Consider the following 20,108-nt stretch of genomic DNA (forward strand, 5'->3'; position numbering starts at 1 on the left):
TCTATGTTGGAGATCAATCCTCTTATTCAAAGTCTCAAGGATATCGAGGCGCGTACCGACGTGCTTAGGGGGTATCTTTGACGTTGATCAACGTCGGGAACGACTTTCAGAAGTAGAACTCGAACTCGCAGAGCCCAGCGTTTGGGATAATCCCGAGCGGGCGCAGGATCTTGGCCGGGAGCGCTCCTCCCTCGAAGCCATTGTGAGTTCTATTGACGCCCTGGACACCGGAGCATCCGATACCCTCGATCTTATTGAGATGGCGGCCGAGGAAGATGACGAAGGCGCCGTCGCCGAGCTGGAGCAGGAGATTCTGGAGCTCCTCAAGGTGCTGGAGAAGCTGGAGTTCCGGCGCATGTTCAACGGTGAGATGGATCCCAATAACGCCTTTCTCGATATTCAGTCCGGGTCCGGAGGCACCGAGGCCCAGGACTGGGCGGAGATACTGCTGCGCATGTACCTGCGCTGGGGCGAGGCAAAGGGCTTTTCCACCGAGTTAATCGAGGCCTCGGGGGGCGACGTTGCGGGCATCAAGAGCGCGACCATCAAGTTTACCGGCGAGTACGCCTTTGGCTGGCTGCGCACCGAGACTGGCGTCCATCGACTGGTGCGCAAGTCGCCCTTTGATTCGGGCAATCGCCGTCACACCTCCTTTGCCTCGGTGTTTGTAGCCCCCGAAATCGACGACAATATCGAGATTGAGATTAACCCGGCGGATCTTCGCGTGGATACCTACCGCGCCAGTGGCGCCGGTGGTCAGCACGTCAATAAAACCGATTCCGCCGTGCGTCTGACGCACAATCCTTCGGGTATTGTCGTGCAATGCCAGACGGAGCGCTCCCAGCATCAGAACCGTGATAACGCCATGAAGCTCCTTCGCGGCAAGCTCTACGAGATGGAAATTCTCAAGCGCAACGAAGAAAAGCAGATCATGGAAGACAACAAGGCAGACATCGGCTGGGGAAGTCAGATCCGCAGCTATGTGCTGGATGCTTCGCGTATCAAGGATCTGCGCACCAACGTCGAAACCAGTAACACCCAGGCGGTGCTGGATGGGGATATTGACCAGTTTATCGAGGCCTCGCTGAAAAGCGGGCTGTAGTTATAGATGGCGGTACATGGCGATAGATGAGTTACCGATTAGTTTTGAAACAGTTCGGCAGGAGCCGGGAAAGAACTTATGAGTGATACAGACAACACAGCGCCGCGAACTGCAGAAGACGAGAACAAGCTCATCGCAGAGCGCCGGGGCAAGCTCGCGGGTCTGCGGGAGCAGGGCAATCCTTTTCCCAATGATTTTCGTCGCACGGCCACCGCGGCGCAGCTGCAGCGGGATTTTGCCGAAGACGATAAGGCCACTCTGGAGGAGCGCAGCGAAGAGTTTGCCGTTGCGGGCCGGCTTATTCGTAACCGCGGTGCTTTTTTGCTGATTCAGGATGGCGAGGGACAGATACAGCTGTATGTTGATCGCAAAGGTCTCGATGAAGTGACGCTTGCTGCCATCAAGAGCTGGGATCTGGGCGATATTGTGGCGGCCCGGGGACCACTCCATCGCTCGGGCAAAGGTGATCTTTACATCAATATGCGAGAAGCGCGCCTGCTGACAAAAGCATTGCGGCCGCTGCCGGACAAATACCATGGCCTTGCCGATCAGGAACTCCGCTACCGTCAGCGCTACGTCGACCTCATCGTCAACGAGTCTTCCCGGGATGTGTTTCGTACCCGCTCCAGGGTGATCAGTTACATCAGAAGATTCATGGATGCCCGGGCGTTTATGGAGGTGGAGACACCGATGATGCAGCCCATTCCGGGCGGCGCGGCGGCAAAGCCCTTTGTGACGCACCACAACGCCCTGGATCTCACGATGTACCTGCGCATCGCGCCGGAACTGTATCTCAAGCGTCTCACGGTGGGTGGGTTTGAGCGGGTTTATGAGATCAACCGCAATTTCCGTAACGAGGGACTCTCTACCCGGCACAACCCGGAGTTCACCATGCTCGAGTATTATTGGGCCTACGCGGACTACCGGGATGCTATGGACCTCACGGAAGCCATGCTCCGGGGGCTCACCGAGGAGGTGCTCGGCACGCAGCAGGTGACGTACCAGGAGCAGGTGTTTGATTTTTCCAAGCCCTTTGCCCGTATGACCGTTATCGAAGCAATCCTCGCTCACAACCCATCGCTGAGCGCCGCGGATATCGCCGAGCGCGAGGGCGCGAAGAGCGTTGCAGAGGGTCTTGGTATTGCAGTCAGCGACGCCTGGGGTCTTGGCAAAATCCAGATTGAAATCTTTGAAAAAACCGCGGAACACCGTCTGGAACAGCCGACGTTCATCACCGCTTACCCCACGGAAGTCTCACCATTGGCGCGGCGCAATGATGAGGACCCGTTTGTGACGGATCGCTTCGAGTTTTTTGTGGCTGGTCGCGAACTCGCTAATGGTTTTAGTGAGCTCAACGACGCCGAGGATCAGGCGCAGCGTTTTCAGGAACAGGTGGAGCAGAAGGACGCCGGTGATGAGGAGGCCATGCATTTTGATGCAGATTATGTGCGCGCACTGGAGTACGGCATGCCACCCACGGCGGGGGAGGGCATCGGTATTGATCGTCTGGTGATGCTCCTCACGGATTCGCCCTCCATCCGCGATGTGCTGTTGTTTCCGCACATGCGTCCGGAGTGACGCCCGGAGAGATAAGACGGCGTCTGCGGGTGCTACACTCGGGTCACTACTGATTTCAAAGAACAGACTATGCGACCAAAGCTCATACCCCTGGCATGCACCATGCTTCTCGTTGCCTGTGCGGCCGCGCCCCCGGAGCCGGTGGATCCTCCCGCGCAGCGCTCACCGGAGGATGTGAAGTTAACCTTGAACCTGCCGGAAGAGCCCGAAAACTGCGCGTGTCAGACGCTGGAAGAGAATGATCGGACTTTCCTGGAGCGGGGCATGGAAACCCTGGCTGACGGTGAATACATCGAGGCGGTGCAGTACTTTCAGCGCTATCAGCGTCTGGAGCAGTTACCCCTGGCGCAATGGGAGGGGGATCTGGCCATCGCCTATGTGAGCATGCTGCCCAGCAGTCCTTTTTATGATGTGGATGCGGCGCTACTTGCTTACACCGATTTGCAGTCCCGGGAGCCTGCGGGGCAGAAGCATCACAGCATTGTGATCATGCAGCAGGCGCTGGAGTCCTTTGTGTTGATGGAGCGACACATCTGGGATCTGGAGAACCGAACCGGGATGCTGCAGGAAGATCTCGATAAACGCGAGCAGGCCCTCAAGCGGCTGCGGGAACTGACTCTGGGTCAGCCGGAAGACTGACGGTAAACACCGATCCCTGCCCGGGGGTGCTCCGCACGGTAATCGTGCCGCCCATGAGCTCGCAAAAGTCCCGACAAATAGCCAGCCCCAGACCGGTGCCGCCATAGCTGTTGCTCGTGGTGTCTTCGGCCTGCACAAAGGCATCGAACACCAGCGCCTGCTGCTCCTCGGTCATCCCGATACCCGTGTCGGTCACGGCAATAGACAGCTGCTGTGTGGCCTCCGCAAAGGAGGCGCTGACGCGAATAACACCCTGCTCGGTGAACTTCGCCGCGTTGCTCAGGAGGTTCACAATCACCTGGCGGAATTTGACGGCGTCGTTATGAATCAGGGGTAAATCGCTGAAGTCATCGCATTCCAGAACGTTGCCATTCCTGCGCAGCAGCGGCGCGAGGGCGTCGACGGCCATGGTGAGTGCCTCTCCCGGATGGAAGGCTTCCCGCACCAGGGTCATTTTGCCCGTTTCAATCTTGGATAGATCCAGAATGTCATCGATGAGCGCCAGCAGCTGTCGGCCGGACAGGACAATTTTATCGAGGTCACTCTGGTACTGCTCCCGGTCCACCGGCGTCTCATCATCAAGCTCATCGTGGAGCATCTCGCTGTAGCCGATAATGGCATTCAGCGGTGTGCGTAGCTCGTGGCTGACGTTCGCCAGAAAACGGGATTTGGCGGCATTCGCTTCATCGGCACTTTGCTTGGCATCTATCTCTTCATCGATGGCGCGCCGCAGTTTGTCTGACATGGTGTTGAAGGCAATGGCAAGGTCCCCCAGCTCTCCGTCATCATCAATATCTTCAATACGGTAGTCGAGCTCCCCGGCGCCCAGGCGCTGGGTGCCGCGCTTCAGGCGTTTCAGGTTGTCATTGGTGTAGCGCACAAGGAAGAAGCCCAGCGTCGCGGTTAAAAATATTGATGCGATAAAGCCCAGCACCGTGATTCTGTCGGTGAGGGCTATGGTGCGATCGATGACGTTGGCGCGCTGTACTGCGATAAAGGCCTGGCGCTGCTCAAGCTCTTTGAGGCGCTGACTGGCCTCGAGGTAGGGGATGGGCTCGTCCACGTCTGATTGCCAGTCAGGGTCGTTGTAGTTCTCGTAGAAATCCCGCCAGCTGGCCAGGAGGCGGGTGCTGCTTTCGCGCAAGAGATTAAACTGCAACGCAGTGACATCGCTGCCCATGCCGCCCAGGGCCTCCACCGTGCTGCGGATGGCCGCGACACCCGAGAGGGCGCCGCGCAAATCTTCCTCCGCCAGGCGATCATCGGTGTTTTCCCTCAGAGTCGAGAGCACAAGTATTTTCTGGCGCTGGTCCTCCAGCTGCTTGGCCAGTTCACCGGAGAGCTGGCCCGCGGTTACGGCCTGGCGATAGGCCACCATACTTTCGCTTCGGGCATAGCTCCCCCAGAAGTGCGTGCCCACGTTGATGGCGAACAAAATGAGGATAGTAAATAGCGAGAGTGTTAAGCGCCGGCGAAGACTCATGCCTGGCCCGCCCGGGACTCAAGGAGCTTGCGAATTTTTTCAAGGAGCGCCGGGAAGTCAATGGGCTTGGTGGCGTAGTCATCGCAGCCCGCAGCGATAGCCTTGTCGCGATCTTCAGGCATGGCATGGGCTGTTAGCGCAATAATAGGCGTCGCCGCCAGCTCACTGTGGGCCCGCACTCGCCTGCACACGGTCCAACCGTCCACAATAGGCAGGTTCATATCCAGCAACACCAGGTCAGGGTGCTCTGCTTCAATACATTCCAACGCCTTGGCTCCGTCCTCGGCAATGAGGGCATCGAAGCCGGCGCGTTTGAGCCGTCTGCTGAGCATGTCGCGATTGAGCTCGTTGTCTTCTACCAATAGAAGTTGTGGATTACTCATGGGAGTTCCTGTTCCAGGGGATGAACCACCAGAACCTCATCTATGCCAGGGGCCTGTAGTTCCCGACTGTCCCCCAGAGCGTAGGCGGCACCCAGTGCCCTGCGCGTGGATTCCGCGATGAGGATTTCGCCGCGCCGGGCAATATCCTCAATACGCGATGTGACGTTCATGGCATGCCCCACAAAGCCGTATTTGCTGCGACGCTCGGAACCGATGTTCCCGGCAATCACGTTGCCAGTATTCAGCGCGATGCCCATGGCAAGTTCCGGCAGTCCATCCCCGCGGTTGGCCGCGTTGATCTCTTCCATGGCTGCCTGCATCGCGAGGGCGCAGCGGGCCGCGCGGTCGGGGTCGTCATCGTGACGCCGCGGCGCCCCGAATACCGCCAGAATCGCGTCCCCCAGAAACTCATCAATGGTGCCACCGTACTCTAGTATGATGTCGGTCATCGCGCCCAGATAGCGATTGAGCATGCTTACCACGCGATCCGGTGCCAGCTGCTCACTCATGGTGGTAAAGCCGCGGATATCCGACATCATGATGGTCACTTCGCGAAGATCACCGCCGAGTTCCATGCCTTCGGGGTTCTCGAGTATCTCTGTCACGATGTCATCAGAAAGGTAGCGCCCGAAGGTGGCGCGGATAAAGCGTTCGTTGCGCTCCAGCTGATCCCGGTAGATCTGCTCCCGGTCGTGCCACTGCTTGCGCTCGATGCCTGCCTTGATACGAGCCTGGAGGAGAACCGGGTTGAAAGGTTTGAACAGATAGTCGTCGGCGCCGGCCTCGATGCATTCGATAATGCCCTGCATATCCTGCTCACCGGAGATCATGATGACCGGTGTCGCCCGCAGTTTGGGCTCGGCTTTGATACGCCGGAGCACTTCCCGGCCATCCATGCCTGGCATCATACGATCCAGAAGCACTACATCCACATCGGCATTGGCCAGCATCTCCAGCGCTTCCGCGCCGCCCGGAGCTGTGACCACAAAATGCCCGCTGCGCGTGAGGTAGCGGGCCAGTAGCGCCCGGTTTTCTTCACGGTCGTCTACCGCCAAAATAAAACCGGGATCGCTGGTGATCTTGGCAATCTGTTGCACGGCTTCCGGGGCAGCGGCAGTACCGGATAGAGCGGGCTCTGCGGTGCCTTCCAGAACGCTGCTGATAGCATGTTTCAGCGCAGCGCCGGGCTCGTCCACTATCTCACTCAGCATCTCAGCGTAGCCCCTAAGAGCGCCCGCGAGATTGCGCAGTTCGTGAGTATCTTCCGTTTCCGTGTCCAGCAGGGGCGCAATATTAGCGGCGCAGGCTGTGAGGGCGGCCCAGTCTTCCTTCGCTTCCTTGTCGAGTTCCGGTAAATCGGCGTTTGCCAGGGTGGTGACCTCGAGCACCGCTGATTGCAGCCCTACCCGTATGCGGTTCGCGGAGACGGCAGACTGCTCGGCAGTCTCCGTAACGCCGGGTTCACTTTCGGGTATACCGTCGGTCACGCTCTTATCTCACTGCTTGTCAGAGCCGGATTCCGCTGCATGGTGCTGCCTGTTGTTTGCGAGCTGTTGAGTATAGCGAGAGCGATGATTGTCGGGGAAGGGAGACCGGGTGATGCTGTTTGAGGAAGTGGATGCGCGCGGCGGAAAATTTGAGGTAACATAAGCGCATCGCGAAAGCAGACAAACACGGGTGGCCTCAGCGTACTCCATGTTGCAAAAGGTAGAAATTTTTCAGGGTCTTTCGGACGACGAGCTTGCGGCTCTGGCTGCGAGCAGCACGAGCCGGTCGTTCCCTAAAAACACCGTGGTGATTCATGAGAATGACCCGGCGGATTCCCTGTTTGTGATCGAAGCCGGTAAAGTCAAAGTGTATTGCAGTGACAAGAACGGCAAAGAATTCATCATGAACACCCAGGGTGAGGGCGATTACTTTGGTGAGCTTGCCCTGCTGGACGATTCCACGCGCTCCGCGTCAGTGAGAACCGTCGAAAAGTGCAACTTCTGCATCATTTATAAAGAAGACTTCAATCGCGTTCTGGAAGACCACCCGAGTATTTCGCGCAAGCTCATCGCCAACCTGGCATCCCGCGTGCGCAAGCTTACGGCGGACGTGAAGAGCCTGGCCCTTCAGGACGTCTACGGCCGAGTGGCCAACGTGCTTATGGATCTGTCGGAAGAGCGGGGCGATGGCACGCTGTATATCGGCGAGAAGCTGACCCAGCAGGACATCGCCGATCGCGTAGGTGCCTCCCGGGAAATGGTGGCCCGGATCCTCAAGGACCTCACCATTGGTGAATACATCCGCTTCGAAGGGCGCCACATCATTATCAATACGCGGTTGCCCGCCAAGTATTGATTTCCAGTGGTTGCTCCCTGTCTTCCGGAGAACCGCAGTCTCAAACATCCGCTTCTTTCGTTTGTGAGACTACTCGCTGTTGTCTTCGACCCGCAGCTTGAGGCGACCGCTTGCAAGCCTGGCGCTTAGCACCTGCGCCGGCGACACCGCGTCGCTTTCGCGAACCACCGAACCCTGCTCATCGCTGATGATGGAGTAACCGCGCTCGAGGATAGCCAGGGGATTGAGGCCCTTGAGCACCTGTTGCCGGCGCTCCAGTCCCTGTCTGTGCCACGCCAGCTTTTGGGCCATTGCCGCATCCAGGGCGGCTCGCTGACGCGCTAGCTGCTCGCGGCAGCTAGTCAGGCGGCGGACGGGGCTATGACTCAAGAGCCGTTCCCTGCGAGCCTCATGCGCATTTTGCAGCTGAATCAACCGCTGTTTGATCGCCCGGTTCAGGCGATTTTCGAGCTCGTCGAGGCGTTGCGCCTGCTCCCGAAGGCGATCTCCCGGATGTTTCAGGCGCGCACGCATGCGCTCAAGGTTCATGCGCTCGCGCTCAAGACGGTGCTCCATGGCGCGGTGTAATCGTTTTTGCGCCTCTGCCAGTCGAGCAATCAGCTCAGCCCGGTCTTCACTGAGAAGCTCTGCTGCCGCACTGGGGGTTGGCGCGCGCACGTCTGCAGCGAAATCCGCGATGGTCACGTCGACTTCGTGACCCACACCGGAGACCACCGGAAGCTCGCTGACGACGATGGCCCGGGCCAGCGCCTCGTCGTTAAAAGCCCAGAGATCCTCCAGAGAGCCGCCACCTCGGGCGAGGATCACCGCGTCGAAGTCGCAGTCCTCGCGGGTTTGCGCGTACTCGTTGGCTTCCTTCAGCGCCTGACGGATTTCTCCTGCTGCGTTTGCACCCTGTACCGCCACGGGCAAAATGGTGACACGGATCGACGGGTTCCGCCGGGCAAGCACTTGAAGAATGTCCTGCAGGGCAGCCCCCGTGGGGGAGGTGATAACCGCCAGATGACTCACGGATTTGGGCAGGGGCTGCTTGTTACTCGCGTCGAAAAGACCTTCCTGTCGCAACTGATCCCGCAGGGCCTCAAAGCGCGCCTGCAGGGCGCCGGCCCCCGCGGGTTCCAGAAACTCGCCAATAAGCTGGAATTCGCCGCGACCCTCGTAGAGTGAGACGCGGGCTCTGACGCGCACCTGATCGCCGTTGTTGGGGCTGAAGCGCAGGCGCTGGTTATAGGTCTTGAACATGGCGCAGCGTACCTGCGCCTTATCGTCCTTTAGCGTGAAGTACCAGTGTCCCGAGGAGGGCCGCGCAAAATTGGACAGCTCGCCCTCGATCCACACATAGCTGAAGTGACTCTCCAGCAGGCTTCGCGCCTGCCGGTTAAGCTGGCTGGGAGAGAGAATGTCTGCCGCGACCGCGGTACTGGGCATGGGGTTTCCTATAACTAATTGCCTTGCCGGGCGGTTTCGGTGTTACGCCGCGGGCTCTAAAGTTTTATAATAAGGAGTTTACTCGACCGAAAGGCGTCTGGAGGGACCACCATGTTGCGTATCGAACAGGAAGCGCTGACTTTTGACGATGTTCTCCTACTGCCCGGCTACTCCGAGGTCGTGGCAACCGATGTGTCGCTGCAGACCCGTCTCACCCGAGAGATTAATCTAAATCTACCGTTGGTGTCTGCGGCCATGGATACCGTGACCGAGGCCCGCCTCGCCATTGCCATGGCGCAGGAAGGGGGCATTGGTATTATCCATAAAAGCATGGGCATTGCCGAACAGGCCGCTGAAGTGCTCCGTGTCAAAAAGTACGAAAGTGGCGTTGTAAAAGACCCCATCACTATTCAGCAGGACGCCACCCTCGCTGAGCTTATTGAGCTGACCTCCGCCAATGGCATATCCGGTGTGCCGGTGCTTGCCGGCGAGGACCTTGTGGGTATCGTGACCCGCCGCGATATGCGCTTTGAGACCGAGATGGACAAACCTGTGGCTTCTCTTATGACCACTCGGGACAAGCTTGTGACGGTCAACGAGGGTGCGGATTCCGCCGAGGTTCAGCGTCTTCTCCATCAGCATCGCATCGAGAAGATTCTGGTCGTGGACGACAACTTTGATCTTCGCGGCATGATCACCGTTAAGGACTTTGACAAGGCGGAGAATTATCCCCGGGCCTGCAAAGACAGCTATGGTCGGCTGCGGGTGGGTGCATCCGTAGGCACCAGTGCCGATACAGAGGAACGGGTAGCCGCCCTCATCGAAGCGGGTGTCGACGTGTTGGTGGTGGATACGGCTCACGGTCACTCGCGGAACGTCCTCGAGCGGATAAAGATCGTCAAAGCAAAATACCCGGACATTCAGATAATTGGCGGTAACATTGCCACGGGCGAAGCGGCACTAGCGTTGGCAGAGGCGGGTGCGGATGCGGTGAAAGTGGGTATTGGCCCTGGATCTATTTGCACAACGCGTGTGGTCACGGGCATCGGAGTTCCCCAGGTTACCGCTATTGCCGACGCCGTGGCGGCGCTAAAAGACAACTACGACATCCCTGTGATTGCCGATGGCGGCATCCGCTTCTCAGGCGATATCGCCAAGGCCATCGCCGCGGGAGCTCATGCAGTCATGATGGGTAGCATGCTCGCCGGTACTGAAGAGGCGCCGGGTGAAGTGGAGCTTTACCAGGGGCGGACTTACAAATCCTACCGGGGTATGGGTTCCCTGGGAGCGATGGCCGGCAAGCAGGGCTCTTCGGATCGCTATTTCCAAGATGCCACCAAGGGCGCGGAGAAGCTGGTGCCCGAGGGCATTGAGGGCAGGGTGCCCTATAAAGGCTCCGCGACAGCGATCATTCACCAACTTATGGGCGGCGTGCGCTCCTCCATGGGTTACACCGGCAGTCCTGATATTGAGACCATGCGAAGCAAGCCCAAGTTTGTGCGGGTTACCGCTGCCGGTATGTCCGAGTCCCATGTACACGATGTATCCATTACCAAAGAAGCGCCAAACTACCCCGTCAGCTAGCCTTGGCGACAAAGGGGGCGGCTCATGCTGCTCCCCGTTTAACCAGCGGGCGTCCACAGCCTATTGAACAGCGAATCTGCGTATGACTGATATCCATGCCAGCCGAATTCTTATTCTGGATTTCGGTTCCCAGTACACCCAGTTAATTGCCCGGCGCGTGCGGGAAGTGGGTGTGTATTCCGAGATTCGTGCCTGGGATATCAGCGAAGAGGAGCTCCGCGACTTCGCGCCCAGTGGCGTGATTCTGTCGGGCGGTCCCGAGTCGGTTACGGCAGAGGGCTCCCCTCGCACACCGGAATGTCTCTTTGACGGCGAGTGGCCGTTGCTGGGCATCTGCTACGGCATGCAAACCATGGCGGCGCAGCTCGGCGGTGAAGTACAGGGCTCCGATACCAGCGAGTTTGGCTACGCACAGATCCGTAGTGCCGGCGACAACGCGCTGTTGCACGATATCCGCGACCACATGACCGACCACGGTGATGGCCTCCTGGACGTGTGGATGAGTCATGGCGACAAGGTGACGGTACTGCCAAAAGATTTCCGCTGTGTGGCCTCGACGGACTCCTGTCCCATTGCTGCCATGGCGCACAGTTCACACCCCTGGTTCGGCATACAGTTTCATCCGGAGGTCACGCACACCCTGCAGGGCACGCGTATTCTTGAGCGCTTTGTCATCGAAATCTGTGGCTGCGAGGCGCTGTGGACGCCAGCCCGAATTGTGGAAGATGCCATCGCTCGCGTGCAGGAGACCGTGGGCAGCGATCATGTGCTGTTGGGTCTTTCTGGCGGCGTGGATTCCTCCGTGGTGGCTGCGCTTTTGCATAAGGCTATCGGCGATCAGCTCACCTGCGTGTTTGTGGACAATGGGCTCCTCCGTTTGCACGAAGGCGATCAGGTCATGGAAATGTTCGCTCTCAATATGGGCGTCAAGGTCATTCGCAGCGATTCAGAAGCCTTGTTTCTCGACCGTCTGGCCGGTGTGAGTGATCCCGAGCAAAAGCGCAAGATCATCGGCAATACCTTTATCGAGGTGTTTGATGAAGAGTCTTCAAAAATTGACGGTGTGCGCTGGCTGGCCCAGGGCACGATTTATCCCGATGTGATCGAGTCTGCGGGCGCCAAAACGGGCAAAGCGCACGTTATTAAATCTCACCACAATGTCGGTGGTTTGCCGGAAGATATGGCGCTTGAACTGGTAGAGCCTCTTAGGGAACTGTTTAAGGACGAGGTTCGCAAAATCGGGCTGGAGCTAGGTCTGCCCCATGACATGGTTTTTCGACATCCGTTCCCCGGGCCAGGACTGGGCGTTCGGATTCTTGGCGAGGTGAAGCACGCTTACGCAGAAATACTCCGTCGTGCAGATGCCATTTACATCGAAGAACTTCGCGCAGCCGGATGGTACGAAAAAACCAGCCAGGCTTTTGCCGTTTTCTTACCAGTGAAGTCCGTAGGCGTTGTGGGTGATGCCCGCCGCTATGAATATGTGATCGCATTGCGCGCTGTTGAGACCGTGGACTTTATGACGGCGCGTTGGGCGCATCTGCCCTATGAGCTTTTAGAGAAAGTCTCCAATCGCATCATCAATGAGATCACCGGTGTATCCCGGGTGACCTATGATGTGAGTTCGAAGCCGCCGGCAACGATCGAGTGGGAGTGAAAAACGTACACCGGACTACTGTTTGGTAGCGTTGTTCGGCTATGGAACAATGCTTTAAAACGCGTCTCTTTGGGGCCGTAGCCGATACCCAGTGCCACCGGCGTCTGGTTATCCAGGCTCACGTCGGCAGTCTCATCAGGTGAGAAGGCCAGCCCGCAACTTGCCCAACTTGTATATAAAAGTACACCGGAAGCGTCCGGTGACGGCGCAACAATGTCTGCGGTAACCACGTCGGGAAGAGCTCCGGTGCTGGACGCTCGGGCATGGGGTCGGAGGTGTTGTATGAGGCCGGCGAATTCAGTGCTTATCAATGGCGCAAAAAGACCGCTTTTGTCGCGGGCTACCGCAGGTTGGGGGTAGACTACGAGTAAGAAATTTTCAGTCACGACCTGAAACTGCAGGGGTTACGAGTGGGTTTTGCCTTGGCGTTTTAGGCTCTGATTGACGGGCGATAGATTAAGCAAGGTAGCAAGGAGGAGGCGGGAAATGGGATTTTTCGACGTTTTTGCATGGATCGTGCTGTTGATCATCGTGAGCTCGGGGGTCGGTATTGTTGTGCTCATGGGTATGTGGCCCGGCAAGGTCGCTCACGCGCGGAATCATCCTCAGGCAGAGGCGATTACTGTGGGTGGATGGTTAACGCTGTTTTTGGGTTTTGTGTTTTGGCCGTTGATGGTCGTGTGGGCTTATACCAAGCCTCCGCTTCAAGAGCCCGTTAACGGCGAGGAGCGCTAATCATGATTGCGGCATTAACACTACTCTATGTTGGTCTGCTGTTTCTTGCCGTCAAGCTCAAGCTGATCAAAATGACCTTGTTCTGGAAAATCACGCCGCTCGTCTGGTTTCTCTTCCTTAACGTGGCGTTGATTATTCCCATGCAGTTCTATGCCCCCGGGGGCACGGTACTGGCCATGCAATACAGCGTACAGATTGTACCCAATGTTGGCGGGGAGGTTATCGATGTGCCGGTAGAGGCAAACGCGCCTCTCCGTGAGGGTGATGTGCTGTTTCGCATCGACCCGACGCCTTACCAGGCAGCCGTCGATGACCTGACGGCTCAGCGCGACCTTGCGCAGATACGTGTCGATCAGACAACGCAACTGGTGGAGCGTGGCGCGGGTACCGTGTTTGAGCTTGATACCGCGACCGCGCAGCTAGCGCAGCTTGAAGCCGGCCTTGCCAACGCGCGTTTCAATTTAGAGAACACCGTTGTTCGAGCGCCCACAAATGGCTACGTCACCAATGTGGCTCTGCGCGAGGGCGCGCGGGTCGCTGCAGCGCCCATTGCCAGTGTGCTGCCGTTTGTTGAGGACGGCGATCCGGTGATTATCATGCAGATATTTCAGAAAGACCTGCGATACATCGACGCCGGCAATGCCGCCGAGATTACCTTCAAAATGTTTCCCGGCGAAGTATTTCAGGCGAAGGTGCTGAACGTGGTTCCTGCGTCTGCACAAGGCTTGCAGGCGCCAACGGGCACGGCCGCGATGCCGCAGCAAATCAGTCATGCACCCATGTGGGTGCGGTTGGAGATGGCCGATCCTTCGCTGTTTGCCGAGCTCCCGGTGGGCGCCACCGGGACCGGGGCGATTTACACGGACAAAGGTGCTCCCACTCAGATGATCCGCCGAATCATGATTCGCATGGATGCCATCATTAACTATGTGTCGCCGGCTTAAAGGTTTATCGGAAGGGTCACTGGTGGCACGCTTAAAATCGCTGCATAAACGCTATTGTGGTTAAAAGTCATCAGCGCGGAGCTGAATCTCCTCGCGGGTCAGGCTCTGGCGCAAACGCTCAGGGTAGTCAGACGGAATTTTCCAGAGCAAGTCCAGATTCGTCGGAGCAAGCCCGCGCTCTTCTGGCGTAAAATCACTGCGCACGGACAGAACCACGTCCGTGCTTGCCCAGGGGTGATCGAACCAGTACCGATGGCCAGTAATATCAAAGCCGCGACCCTCCCAGTCGCGGGAAACATCCACTATTTCCAGCCGCTCTGTGGCCATCAGCTGCTCCAGTTCATCGGCGCTGATTTCCTGATTTCGCTGCCCGATACGGGTACCGCCGCCCATAAACAGCTGCGCCATGTTTAAAGCGCCATCTTTAGAAGAAACGGTCACAACGACTCGCGAACTGATGCTGTCGAGCGCTGGCAGCGCCTCAAAAAACTCTTCCGCAGGCACGTCGGCCGCAGCGTAGTACACGGTGCCCAGGCGGAATTTTTTCCTGAGATCCACACCGGGCGCCTGGTGGCGCTGGTAAAGCTCTTTGAGTGCGGCGGTAACCACGCGCCCACCGGCACTCCAGCAGACTATGTGAATGCGCCTCGCTTTCGATTCTTTGGCTAGTTCTTCAAGAAGGGAGGTGAGGGCGGGTGCTGCCCGATAGGCACGCCGGACATCGCCGCCACCCCCATAGGCGATGATGTTCTGCCGCGTGGGCCAGGAGAAGGCCAGCGAGGTCATATCACGTCCCATGAAATGATCGAGCTGGGCGGCAAAGGCGCTGGCGTTATAGAAATTGACCTTTGCACCGTGGACGTAAATCAACAGGTCATCATCGCGGGACGCTTCAATGGACGCGTTCATATCCCGCATCAGCCAGGCCAGGGCGCCAGTTTGATCGTTAGCAAGGCTGTCTTCCGTGCCAGGGGTATAGGCGCCAACTTCCATCATTCCGGACACAGCGAGATCCACGACGTTCGAGCGCTCCTCGGTACGGGAGTATTCGCTGAGATCAGTCCAGGATAGCTGGGGAGTGCCAAAGCCGATGAGCGTCATGCCCAGCGCAGTCCTGGTTCCCTCGGTGTTCCCATAGTCAATGCGCTGCATATCATTGATGCGCTGGCGCGTCGTCGCGTAGTACACGCGTCGAGGCGTCCATCGCTGTTCTTCCGGTACGTGATCAAGGGGACTGAATCCAAGCTCGGAGAACAGTACCGGTGTTGGCATCAGCGGCTGCACCGATGGCCCGGAGCAGGCCGTAACGAACACCCCAATCAGCAAAAGCGGGAGCTTTCTGATTCTTCGTGACGATCTTGGCTGTATGGCGGTGATACTGAATCGCTGTTTAACACGGGCAAAAACATTGGCCATAGCGAGCTCCAAGATCAGAAAGAATAGGCAAAGGTAAGGGTGAAACCCTCAAGCTGCACGTCGTAGTTTATCTCAGATCTGGAGCGTTCCTGCGTAACATCAATGTCCGTGCGTTGATAACCCAGCGCCAGTGACGCCCTATCGGTCAAACCATAGGCAAGGCGAAGGTGGCCGTAGAGAAATTGGCCGCTGTAATCATCAATGTTGGCGGACAGCCAGCCCCCAACAGCATGTACCGCAACGCGTTGGCTGAGGACCCATGTGCCGGATATCCGTAGATTTGGCACCGGCGCAAGTAGCGTGGTCCCTGAGCGACTGCCGCTGGCCTCCAGGTCGTCGACATTCACTCTTGCCGCAAGGCCAGCGCTGAGATCCAGCGCATGCAATCCGCCGCCAATCATTACCTCAGATCGGTCACTGCGGTGCACCGCGTACAAAACATCAAAGATATAGGCATCAACTTCCAGGTCGGCGCGGATTTCGGCCCCGGCGGTGTATTCCACGCCGTTGTAGTTGAAGTCGCGCTCTGCCCGCCGGGTGCCCGAATCACTGAACCCGTAAGCGCCGGCAAACATGGCCCAGCGGGGTTTGAGGCGATAGCGATAGTCGAAGTAATAGGAGTAGTCCCTATCGTTGAGACCAAGATCATCAATCTGGAGTCGGACGGGCTCGAAGCCATCAACCGTTGCGCTGATACCTGCGACGGCTTCCTGTTGGGCGATACCCAGAGAAAGTCGGTGCTTTGGGTTGATGAAGTGACTGCCAGCGTTACTCTCGATGCTGTCGTCAGACACCTGCGCCGACGCGCCGTGTATTGAAGCTGCAAGGGCCCAGGACAAAAGCAGGGTCGATTTTGTTGCGCGAGTGCGTGCCTCGATTTTCATCAACGTATCCTTGTCGTTAACCGTAGCGGCCTGGTCTGTGAGTAAGCACCGCTACGGTTAATGATCGCATCATCGGCCTACAAATACTTAAAGTGCAGCCGCTTCAGCGTCCCCTCAAACTTGAAGGGTGCCTTATCGAAGTAGTCATCGGCGACCGGCGACAGCGTATCCATGCCCACGTCGAAGGTCTCGGATGCGGTAAAGAACAAGGGGATGGTGCGCTGCACCGTGCCCGTGGACGCTTCCTTGCCATTGATCCAGAACCGGAGTTCCGCAGGCGCGGCCCGTTCCATGGGCGTTTTCATCTCGTAGGCAATCTCCACGTCGCCGGCAGGCAATGTGCCAACCTTGATCTTGTCGCGCTTGAGGAGGAGTGCGCTGTATTCGTAGTAAAGCTCGCCATCAACGGCATAGAGACTTACGCCGCCGGCATAGCCGCCCATAGCAAAGAGCACCCCGTCGACGTTCTCCGGTACCTCGGCCTCGATCTCGACTCTGAGGTTGCCGTTGCGCACGTTAGGCGCTTCCGATTCGGGGATACGGGTCATCCCTTCGAACAGGGTCCACTCCGTATTGGTGGTGCGCTTTGCCTCCTGCGGGTTGAGCCCGGTGTACATGGCACCGCCGATGGGCAGTACCTTGTTTTCCTCGGCTTGCTGTAGGAACAGCGCCTTCAGTTCTTCCAGCTTCTCGGGATGCTCGGCCGCTAGGTCGTTCATCAGCGTGTAATCGCTGCGGGTGTCGAACAATTGCCACTCGTCCTCGGCGGGGTCCCAGGCGGCGAGATCGGGTACCGCGGCCACCCAGGGGGTCCGGGGCCCGAAAGTGCCAGCCATCCAGCCCTCGTGGTAGATGCCGCGGCTACCCATGATCTCGAAATACTGCGTCTTTTTGACCTCTGGCGCATCGGCCGACGCAAAGGTGCTGGCGAAGCTCACCCCGTCAAGCGGGTCCTGCTCATGACCGTCGACCACTGTCGGTGGCGTGATTTCGAGAATGTCGTAGATAGTCGGTACCACGTCGGTGACATGGGCAAACTGCGGTCGCGGCGTGTCATCGGGCGTAATGCGAGCCGGCCAGGAAACGACCATGGGCGTGCGCGTGCCACCCCAGTCCGATGCGATCAGCTTGGTATAACGGAAGGGGGCGTCGCCGGCCCAGGACCAGGCCGCGTGAACATGATTATCTACCTTCGGACTGCCTAGCACCTCGAGCCCGCCCAACTCCTCGGCGACGGCGATGTGCTCGGCTACCGTCGATGGGATACCGTTCTGGGAAACCAGCTCGGCAACCGTGCCCTCGACACCCTCGGCAGACGCCCCGTTGTCGCCCACGATATAAATCACGATAGTGTTGTCGCGAACGCCCCGGGCCTCGAGCTCGTCAATGAGCTTGCCGACCTGCACGTCCGTGTGCTCCAGAAAGCCGGCAAACACTTCCATCAACCGCGCCTGGAAGGGCTTTTCGTCGTCGGGGATATCTTCCCAGGCCGGCATGCTTTCTGGTCGCGGCGCTTTTACCGAATCCTCGGGAATCCAGCCCATGGCCTTCTGGCGCTCGTAGGTGCGCTGATGGGAAGCATCCCAGCCGTCATCGAATTTGCCCTTGTACTTGTCTGCCCACTCGCTGGCGACATGATGGGGGCCGTGCACCGCGCCCGGCGCCCAGTACATCAGGAAGGGGCGATCCGGATTGACCGCGAGGTGGCGCCGCATCCAGGTGATCGCCTTGTCCGCCAGATCTTCTGTAAGGTGGTAGTCCTCGTAGTTGGCGACGTGGGGCGGTGAAATCGGGTTGGTGTTCTCCCACAGGGCCGGCTCCCACTGGGAGGTCTCACCGGCCATGAATCCGTAGAAGTAATCGTAGCCCCGACCCGTCGGCATGCGGTCATAGGGGCCGTTGGCCAGCTGGTCGATGGGCGTGTTGTGTTCCTTGCCGAAGGCTGCGGTGGCGTAGCCATAGTCACTGAGCACCTCGGCGAGGGTCGCCGACGACTTCGGGATCACGCCCGTATACCCGTCCCAGTCGTTGGCGAACTCAGAGATCTGACCGGCGCCGACCCGGTGATGATTGCGCCCGGTTTGCAGGGCCGCCCGGGTGGGCGAACACTGAGCCGTGGTATGGAAACGGTTGTAGGCAATCCCCTCCTCGGCGAGGCGGGAAAGCGTTGGCGTGTTGATATCACCGCCGAAGGCACCCGCCTGGCCGAAACCCACATCGTCGAGCATCACAATCAGAATATTCGGCGCATCTTCCGGCAGATAGCTTGGCGTCTCGCGCCACTTGTGCACGGACTCCTGCATCGTCGGAGCGACGCTGCCACCCATAGGCGGGGCGGGGAAGGGCAAGACGTCCTGGGCGAAAACCGGTACGGACGATAGTGCGGAGATACCAAAGGCTCGCGCCATGTATAAGACTGCTTTCTTGGCGTTCATAAGTGCGTCTCCCTTTCGTTGATGCGGAGTAATTGTTGATCCAGGCAGCAGGTCAATATTCAACAAACTGAGATACTCACGCTGCCAACTACAAATATTTGAAATAGAGTTGTTTTAAAGTGCCCTCGAACTCGAAAGGCGCTCGGTCAAAGTAGTCATCGGCAACCGGGGAAAGCGTGTCCATGCCTACATCAAAACCCTCTGATGATGTGAAGCCGCCGGGTACCGCGCGCTGAAGCTTTGCAGTCGCGGCCTCTTCGCCATTGATCCAGAACTTGAGTTCGGCTGGTACATCACGACCGGGAGGCGTGCGCATCTCGAGGGCAATACTCACCTCACCCGCTGGCAGGGCGCCTACCTTGATCTTGTCGCGTTTGATCAGCAGGGCGCTGTATTCGTAGTAAAGCTCACCATCGAGGGCGTAGAGGCTCACACCCCCCGCATAGCCACCCATGGCGAAGATCACGCCATTGACGCCCGCGGGAACCTCGGCTTCGATCTCTGCACGCAGGTTGCCATTGCGTACGTTTGGCGCCTGGCTTTCCGGAATGCGCGTCATCCCTTCAAATAGAGTCCACTCAGTATTCGCACTTCGCTTCATCTCCCCGGGGTTGAGCACGGCATAGAGTGCCCCACCAATGGGCAGTACGCTGTTTTCTTTGGCCTCCTCCATAAACAGCGCCTTCATTGCATCCAGCTTCTCGGGATACTCTGAGGCGAGGTCATTCATCAGCGAGTAATCACTGCTTGCGTCGAACAGCTGCCATTCGTCCTCCTCCGGGTCCCAGTTAGAAACATCCGGCGGTGTTGCAACCCATGGTGTGCGTGGTCCAAAGGTGCTGGCCAGCCAGCCGTCGTGATAGATGCCACGACTGCCCATGATCTCGAAATACTGGGTTTTCTTCTGCTCCTGCGCATCGGGCGAGTCAAAGGTATAGGCAAAGCTCACCCCGTCGATCGGGTCCTGCTCGTGGCCGTCGACCACCTTGGGCGGGGTGATGTCCAGCAGCTCATAGAGGGTCGGCGCCACATCCGTGACATGGGCAAACTGGGGACGCGGCGTATCGTCCGGTTGAATACGCTCGGGCCAGGAAATGACCATGGGCGTGCGCGTACCCCCCCAGTCCGCCGCGATCAGCTTGGTGTAGCGGAAGGGGCTGTCGCCCGCCCAGGCCCAGGCAGAGTGATAGATGTTGTCCATCGTCGGCCCGCCGATCTCTTCCAGGCCACCAAGGCTCTCAGCAACGGCGATATGCTCGCCGATGGTAGAGGCGATGCCGTTGTGCAGATTCAGCTCCGCCACGCTGCCGTCAACACCTTCTGCTGACGCGCCGTTGTCCGAGAAAATGTAGATCACCATCGTGTTGTCGCGGATGCCGCGGGCGTCAAGCTCGTCAATCAGTTTGCCGACCTGCACGTCTGTATGCTCAAGGAAGCCGGCGTACACCTCCATCAGCCGTGCCTGGAAGGCCTTTTCGTCGTCCGGAATATCTTCCC

The 20,108-nt window shown here is 58.3% G+C and carries 17 protein-coding genes; 8 read left to right on the forward strand and 9 right to left on the reverse strand.

Translation table 11 applies throughout. The annotated features are described in order from the left end of the window. The first annotated feature begins 3 nt into the window (after positions 1–3). From prfB to ACTG3T_RS14285, 3 genes are all read left to right on the forward strand, one after another. Positions 4–1,102, forward strand: a protein-coding gene (gene prfB, locus ACTG3T_RS14275) for a peptide chain release factor 2 (RefSeq protein ID WP_439102957.1) whose coding sequence is annotated in 2 segments (ribosomal slippage) — positions 4–78 and positions 80–1,102 — 1,098 coding nt in all. Because the reading frame shifts where the segments join, the coding sequence is not laid out codon by codon here. A 78-nt stretch (positions 1,103–1,180) separates the two neighbouring features. Next, positions 1,181–2,680, forward strand: a complete 1,500-nt coding sequence (gene lysS, locus ACTG3T_RS14280) for a lysine--tRNA ligase (protein WP_439102958.1) — start codon at positions 1,181–1,183, stop codon at positions 2,678–2,680. 69 nt (positions 2,681–2,749) lie between these two features. Beyond that, positions 2,750–3,319 (forward strand): hypothetical protein, encoded by a 570-nt coding sequence (locus ACTG3T_RS14285; protein WP_439102959.1) that lies wholly within the window; start codon positions 2,750–2,752, stop codon positions 3,317–3,319. On the opposite strand, the gene ACTG3T_RS14290 is transcribed toward ACTG3T_RS14285, so the two are convergent. Genes ACTG3T_RS14290 through ACTG3T_RS14300 form a run of 3 tightly spaced genes read right to left on the reverse strand, consistent with a single transcriptional unit; the run spans position 3,276 to position 6,672 of the window. After that, positions 3,276–4,802, reverse strand: coding sequence for an ATP-binding protein (locus tag ACTG3T_RS14290; protein ID WP_439102960.1), 1,527 nt, complete (start codon positions 4,800–4,802; stop codon positions 3,276–3,278). The two genes, ACTG3T_RS14285 and ACTG3T_RS14290, sit on opposite strands and share 44 nt — an antisense overlap. Continuing rightward, positions 4,799–5,185: a response regulator gene (locus ACTG3T_RS14295; protein WP_439102961.1), complete on the reverse strand. Its 387-nt coding sequence runs from the start codon at positions 5,183–5,185 to the stop codon at positions 4,799–4,801. The genes ACTG3T_RS14290 and ACTG3T_RS14295 overlap by 4 nt, the downstream gene beginning before the upstream one ends. After that, the gene (locus tag ACTG3T_RS14300; protein ID WP_439102962.1) at positions 5,182–6,672 is read right to left on the reverse strand and encodes an adenylate/guanylate cyclase domain-containing protein; all 1,491 of its coding nucleotides are present in this window, start codon (positions 6,670–6,672) and stop codon (positions 5,182–5,184) included. The genes ACTG3T_RS14295 and ACTG3T_RS14300 overlap by 4 nt, the downstream gene beginning before the upstream one ends. A 208-nt stretch (positions 6,673–6,880) precedes the next feature. Between ACTG3T_RS14300 and ACTG3T_RS14305 the strand changes: the two genes are divergently transcribed. After that, on the forward strand, positions 6,881–7,528 hold the full coding sequence (locus tag ACTG3T_RS14305) for a Crp/Fnr family transcriptional regulator (protein WP_008296066.1): 648 nt from the start codon (positions 6,881–6,883) through the stop codon (positions 7,526–7,528). Positions 7,529–7,597: 69 nt separating this feature from the next. On the opposite strand, the gene xseA is transcribed toward ACTG3T_RS14305, so the two are convergent. Continuing rightward, on the reverse strand, positions 7,598–8,956 hold the full coding sequence (gene xseA, locus ACTG3T_RS14310; RefSeq protein WP_439102963.1) for an exodeoxyribonuclease VII large subunit: 1,359 nt from the start codon (positions 8,954–8,956) through the stop codon (positions 7,598–7,600). Between the two features lie 111 nt (positions 8,957–9,067). On the opposite strand from xseA, the gene guaB reads away from it, so the two are divergent. Together guaB and guaA are read left to right on the forward strand one after the other, a co-directional pair. Beyond that, positions 9,068–10,540 (forward strand): IMP dehydrogenase, encoded by a 1,473-nt coding sequence (guaB, locus tag ACTG3T_RS14315; protein WP_439102964.1) that lies wholly within the window; start codon positions 9,068–9,070, stop codon positions 10,538–10,540. An 82-nt stretch (positions 10,541–10,622) separates the two neighbouring features. Continuing rightward, the gene (gene guaA, locus ACTG3T_RS14320; RefSeq protein ID WP_439102965.1) at positions 10,623–12,197 is read left to right on the forward strand and encodes a glutamine-hydrolyzing GMP synthase; all 1,575 of its coding nucleotides are present in this window, start codon (positions 10,623–10,625) and stop codon (positions 12,195–12,197) included. Here guaA and ACTG3T_RS14325 read toward each other — a convergent pair. Next, positions 12,152–12,583, reverse strand: coding sequence for a hypothetical protein (locus ACTG3T_RS14325; protein WP_439102966.1), 432 nt, complete (start codon positions 12,581–12,583; stop codon positions 12,152–12,154). The genes guaA and ACTG3T_RS14325 overlap by 46 nt on opposite strands. 100 nt (positions 12,584–12,683) lie before the next feature. Here ACTG3T_RS14325 and ACTG3T_RS14330 point away from each other — a divergent pair, with 100 nt between their 5' ends. Together ACTG3T_RS14330 and ACTG3T_RS14335 are read left to right on the forward strand one after the other, a co-directional pair. Beyond that, a complete protein-coding gene (locus tag ACTG3T_RS14330) occupies positions 12,684–12,932 on the forward strand; it encodes a DUF3302 domain-containing protein (RefSeq protein WP_439102967.1) in 249 nt (82 codons plus the stop codon). A gap of 2 nt (positions 12,933–12,934) precedes the next feature. Then, positions 12,935–13,876, forward strand: a complete 942-nt coding sequence (locus tag ACTG3T_RS14335) for an efflux RND transporter periplasmic adaptor subunit (RefSeq protein WP_439102968.1) — start codon at positions 12,935–12,937, stop codon at positions 13,874–13,876. 60 nt (positions 13,877–13,936) lie between these two features. Here ACTG3T_RS14335 and ACTG3T_RS14340 read toward each other — a convergent pair whose 3' ends face one another. The 4 genes from ACTG3T_RS14340 to ACTG3T_RS14355 form a co-directional block, all read right to left on the reverse strand. Next, complete coding sequence (locus ACTG3T_RS14340; protein ID WP_439102969.1) at positions 13,937–15,292, reverse strand: alpha/beta hydrolase; 1,356 nt, start codon at positions 15,290–15,292, stop codon at positions 13,937–13,939. 14 nt (positions 15,293–15,306) lie between these two features. After that, positions 15,307–16,176, reverse strand: coding sequence for an outer membrane beta-barrel protein (locus ACTG3T_RS14345; protein ID WP_439102970.1), 870 nt, complete (start codon positions 16,174–16,176; stop codon positions 15,307–15,309). A 77-nt stretch (positions 16,177–16,253) separates the two neighbouring features. Beyond that, positions 16,254–18,611, reverse strand: a complete 2,358-nt coding sequence (locus tag ACTG3T_RS14350) for an arylsulfatase (protein ID WP_439102971.1) — start codon at positions 18,609–18,611, stop codon at positions 16,254–16,256. An 88-nt stretch (positions 18,612–18,699) separates the two neighbouring features. Further along, positions 18,700–20,108: sulfatase-like hydrolase/transferase (locus ACTG3T_RS14355; RefSeq protein WP_439102972.1), on the reverse strand; the 1,409-nt coding region annotated here is incomplete at its 5' end.

Origin of the sequence: Congregibacter sp. (genome assembly GCF_965660375.1) — a bacterium.
Lineage (GTDB): Bacteria > Pseudomonadota > Gammaproteobacteria > Pseudomonadales > Halieaceae > Congregibacter.